This window comes from Nocardiopsis sp. NPDC055824 (genome assembly GCF_053616335.1).
In genome coordinates this window covers 1-3,938 of sequence record NZ_JBSHDN010000341.1, presented here as the reverse complement: position 1 = coordinate 3,938, position 3,938 = coordinate 1, and the positions used below count along the sequence as shown (strand labels likewise).

5 protein-coding genes are annotated in these 3,938 nt (G+C 75.7%); all 5 read left to right on the top strand.

From position 1 onward, the window contains the following. Positions 1–154 precede the first annotated feature (154 nt). The 5 genes from ACWGL3_RS31435 to ACWGL3_RS31415 all read left to right on the top strand — a co-directional run bounded on the left by ACWGL3_RS31435 (position 155) and on the right by ACWGL3_RS31415 (position 3,894). Positions 155–556, top strand: coding sequence for a TOBE domain-containing protein (locus tag ACWGL3_RS31435; protein ID WP_267949448.1), 402 nt, complete (start codon positions 155–157; stop codon positions 554–556). Continuing rightward, on the top strand, positions 549–1,367 hold the full coding sequence (gene modA / locus ACWGL3_RS31430; protein ID WP_267949449.1) for a molybdate ABC transporter substrate-binding protein: 819 nt from the start codon (positions 549–551) through the stop codon (positions 1,365–1,367). The genes ACWGL3_RS31435 and modA overlap by 8 nt, the downstream gene beginning before the upstream one ends. Further along, on the top strand, positions 1,364–2,209 hold the full coding sequence (locus ACWGL3_RS31425) for an ABC transporter permease (RefSeq protein WP_267949450.1): 846 nt from the start codon (positions 1,364–1,366) through the stop codon (positions 2,207–2,209). The genes modA and ACWGL3_RS31425 overlap by 4 nt, the downstream gene beginning before the upstream one ends. Beyond that, a complete protein-coding gene (locus tag ACWGL3_RS31420; protein ID WP_267950346.1) occupies positions 2,209–3,300 on the top strand; it encodes an ABC transporter ATP-binding protein in 1,092 nt (363 codons plus the stop codon). The genes ACWGL3_RS31425 and ACWGL3_RS31420 overlap by 1 nt, the downstream gene beginning before the upstream one ends. A 204-nt stretch (positions 3,301–3,504) precedes the next feature. Further along, positions 3,505–3,894, top strand: a complete 390-nt coding sequence (locus tag ACWGL3_RS31415) for a DUF3040 domain-containing protein (protein ID WP_267949451.1) — start codon at positions 3,505–3,507, stop codon at positions 3,892–3,894. Positions 3,895–3,938: the final 44 nt, after the last annotated feature.

Below are 3,938 nucleotides of genomic sequence, written 5' to 3'. Positions count from 1 at the left end.
ACGGAACACCGTCGGCCGGGGGTCCCGTCGTCCGCGCCCCTGCTGACCCCTGACCCGGGGTCGGCGCAACCTCCCCGGGAGCGAGAAAAAAAGTTATGATCTGCTAGCCGAAACCACCTGTTGCCCTGGCATCGGCGAGGGGTAGGTTCGTCGCATGCCGACCTACCAGATCAGCGAGGCCGCCGACCTCCTCGGCGTCAGCGCCGACACCGTCCGCCGCTGGGTCGACTCCGGCCGGCTCGCGGCCACCCGCGACACCTCCGCCCGGCGCCTCCTCGACGGCGCCGAACTCGCCGCGTTCATGCGCGCGGGCGCGGACGAGGACCCCGGCCGCCGGCTCTCCTCCGCCCGCAACCGCTTCCGCGGACTGGTCACCAACGTCGTCCGCGACCGGGTCATGGCGGCCGTGGAGATCCAGGCGGGGCCGCACCGGGTGGTCTCCCTGATGAGCCGCGAGGCCGCCGACGAGCTCGGGCTGGACGTCGGGACCACCGCCACCGCCGTCGTCAAGTCCACCAACGTCGTCGTCGAGACCACCGGGGGACGCCATGCGTGAGAGCGCCCCCCGACGCGCCCCGCGCACCCTCTGCGCCCTGACCGCCGCGGCACTCGCCGCCACCGCCTGCGGCGCGCAGGGCGGCGGAGACGGCTCCCCGGCGGGGAGCGGGGACGGTGAGCTCCACGTCTTCGCCGCCGCCTCGCTCACCGACGTGTTCACCGCCCTGGCCGAGGAGTTCGAGGGGGACCGCCCCGGGGCCGAGGTGGTCCTCAACTTCGCGGGCAGCAGCGAACTGGCCGCCCAGATCAACTCGGGCGCCCCCGCCGACGTCTTCGCCGCAGCCGACACCGCCACCATGCGGCAGGTCGTCGAGGGCGAGGGGCTGGACGCCGGGTGGGCGTCCGGCAGCGGCGGCGCCGCCGCCGTCTTCGCCACGAACACGCTGCGGATCGCGGTGCCGCCCGACAACCCCGGCGGCGTCGAGGACTTCGCCGACCTGGCCGGGGACGGCGTCTCCGTCGCCCTGTGCGCCGAGGAGGTCCCCTGCGGCGCGGCCACCGCCACCGCCATGGAGGCCGCCGGGGTCGCCGTCACCCCCGACACCTACGAGCGGGACGTGCGCGCCGTCCTGACCAAGGTCGAACTGGGCGAGGTCGACGCCGGGCTCGTCTACGCCACCGACGTCGCCTCGGCGGGGGACCGGGTGACCGGCATCGACTTCCCCGAGGCCGACGAAGCCGTCAACGAGTACCCCATCGGCGTCCTGGCGGGTACCGCCGACGCCGGACTCGCCTCCGACTGGGTGGAGCTGGTCCTGTCCGGGACGGGGGAGCGGGTCCTCGCCGAGGCCGGGTTCGGTACGCCGTGACCGCGGGCGGCCCGGGGGCGGACCGGGACACACGCCGCGGACGGGACCGCCCGCCGCGCGTCCGGTCCGGCCGCCCCCCGTGGATCCTGGTCCTGCCCGCGCTCGCGGGCGCGGCCTTCCTCGTGCTCCCCTTCGCGGGGCTGCTGATCCGCGCGCCCTGGTCCACGATGGGCGAGCGGGTCACCGAACCCGAGGTGCTGGCCGCCCTCTGGCTGTCCCTGTCGACCGCCACCGCCGCCACCCTGGTGTCCCTGCTCCTCGGGGTGCCGCTGGCCTGGCTGCTCGCCCGCACCGACTTCCCCGGCCGCCGCGTCCTGCGCGCCGTGGTCACCGTCCCCCTGGTCATCCCCCCGGTCGTCGGCGGCGTGGCGCTGCTGCTCGTGCTGGGGCGCAACGGCCTGCTCGGCCGGTACCTCGACACCTGGTTCGGGATCACGATCCCCTTCACACCCGCCGCCGTGGTCCTCGCCCAGGTGTTCGTCGCCATGCCGTTCCTGGTGATCAGCGTGGAGGGCGCGCTGCGCGGAGCGGACCGCCGCTACGAGGAGGCCGCCGCCACCCTCGGCGCGAGCCGGGCCACCGTCTTCACCCGCGTCACCCTCCCCATGGTGCTGCCCGGGATCGGCGCGGGCGCCGTCCTGTGCTGGGCCCGAGCCCTGGGGGAGTTCGGCGCCACCATCACCTTCGCCGGGAACTTCCCCGGCACCACCCAGACCATGCCGCTGGCCGTCTACATGGCCATGCAGCGCGACCCGGAGGCCGCCATCGTGCTCAGCCTGGTCCTGCTCCTGGTCTCCCTGGCCGTCCTGGCCACGCTGCGCGAGAGGTGGGTGAACACCTGATGGGGCCGGACGGCGCTGCCCGCACCCCGCCCGCCCGGCCCCCCGCACTGGACGCCGAGCTGCGGCTGAGCCGGGGCGGGTTCTCCCTCGACGTGGCCCTGGAGGCCGCACAGGGGGAGATCCTGGCCCTGCTCGGCCCCAACGGGGCCGGCAAGTCCTCGGTGCTGCGCGCCCTGGCCGGGCTGGCGCCCCTCACCGGCGGGCACGTGCGCGTGGACGGCCGCGACGAGACCACCACGCCGGTGGAGCGACGGCCCATCGGCATGGTCTTCCAGGACTACCTGCTGTTCGAGCACATGAGCGCCCTGGACAACGTGGCGTTCGGCCCCCGCTGCCAGGGCGCGACCCGGGCCGCCGCCCGGGAGCGGGCCGCCGGGCTCCTCGCCCACATGGGCCTGTCCGACCACGCGGGGGCCCGGCCCCGGAACCTGTCCGGAGGCCAGGCCCAGAGGGTCGCGCTGGCCCGGGCCCTGGCGGTGCGTCCCCGCCTGCTGCTCCTCGACGAGCCCATGGCCGCCCTCGACGCCAGCACCCGCATCGACGTGCGCGGCCGGCTGCGCCGCCTCCTGGAGGAGTTCGACGGGGCCACCGTGCTGGTCACCCACGACCCCCTGGACGCCATGGTGCTGGCCGACCGCATCGCGGTCGTCGAGGACGGCCGGGTCGTCCAGCAGGGCCCTCCCGCCGAGGTGGCGCGCAGGCCCCGCACCCCGTACGTGGCCCGCCTGGTGGGGCTCAACCTCTTCCGGGGGCGGGCCGAGGGGACCACGGTCCTCCTGGGGCCCCGGGGGGACGCGGACGGGGCCCGGGTGGAGGTGGGCGGAGCGCACCGGGGGGAGGTCCTGGTGGCCTTCCCGCCGCGCGCCGTCGCCCTGTACCCGCGGCACCCGCACGGCAGCCCCCGCAACGTGTGGCGGCTGACCGTGGACGGCGTCGAGAGGTTCGGCGACCAGGTGCGCGTGCACCTGGCGGGGCAGCTGTCCCTGGCCGCCGACGTCAGCCCGGCCGCACTGGCCGAGCTCGGGCTCGAACAGGGGAGCGAGGTGTGGGCGGGCGTCAAGGCGGCCGAGGTGGAGTGCTACCCCGGCTGAGGGCGTCGTCCCAGTTCATCGCGGCGGCGGGCCGGGACGGCGGCACGCCGGGCCCGGGATCCGGGCCACGGACCCGCCGCCGGCCCGCCTGCCCGAAACAGGCTCGGGAAAAGCGGCGGACACCTGGATATCCGGGGCCCACCCGGGGGAGACTTAAGGAACCCGGCGACGACAGTCCTTCCCCCAGCGGCTGAGGAGGGTGCCATGTCCCTGAGAGAGCATGAGCGAAGAATCCTCGAGGAGATCGAGCGGCAGCTCCGCGAGGACGAACCGGACCTTGCCGAGCGCCTGGACTCCTTCGGGGCGGACGATCCCGACGCCATGGCCGACTCCGGCCTGGACGGCTGGAAACCGTGGGTGGCGTGCGGCCTGATCGCCGCGGTCACCGCGGGGCTGCTGGTCCTGCTGTTCGTCCTCACACCGACCGCTCCGCAGCCACCGCCCCCCGTCCCGGCCGGGACCTCGGAGACGGTGGAGGACACCGTTCCGGACAGCGGCCCGGCGGGCGTCGCTCCGGCGGACGAGGACCCCGCCGGCACCGGTTCCGGAACCGTGGACGAGGACCCCGCAGTGGACGAGGACCCGGGCCGCTAGGACCCGGGCCGCCAGGAACCCCGGGGGCCCGTCCCCCGTGGTTC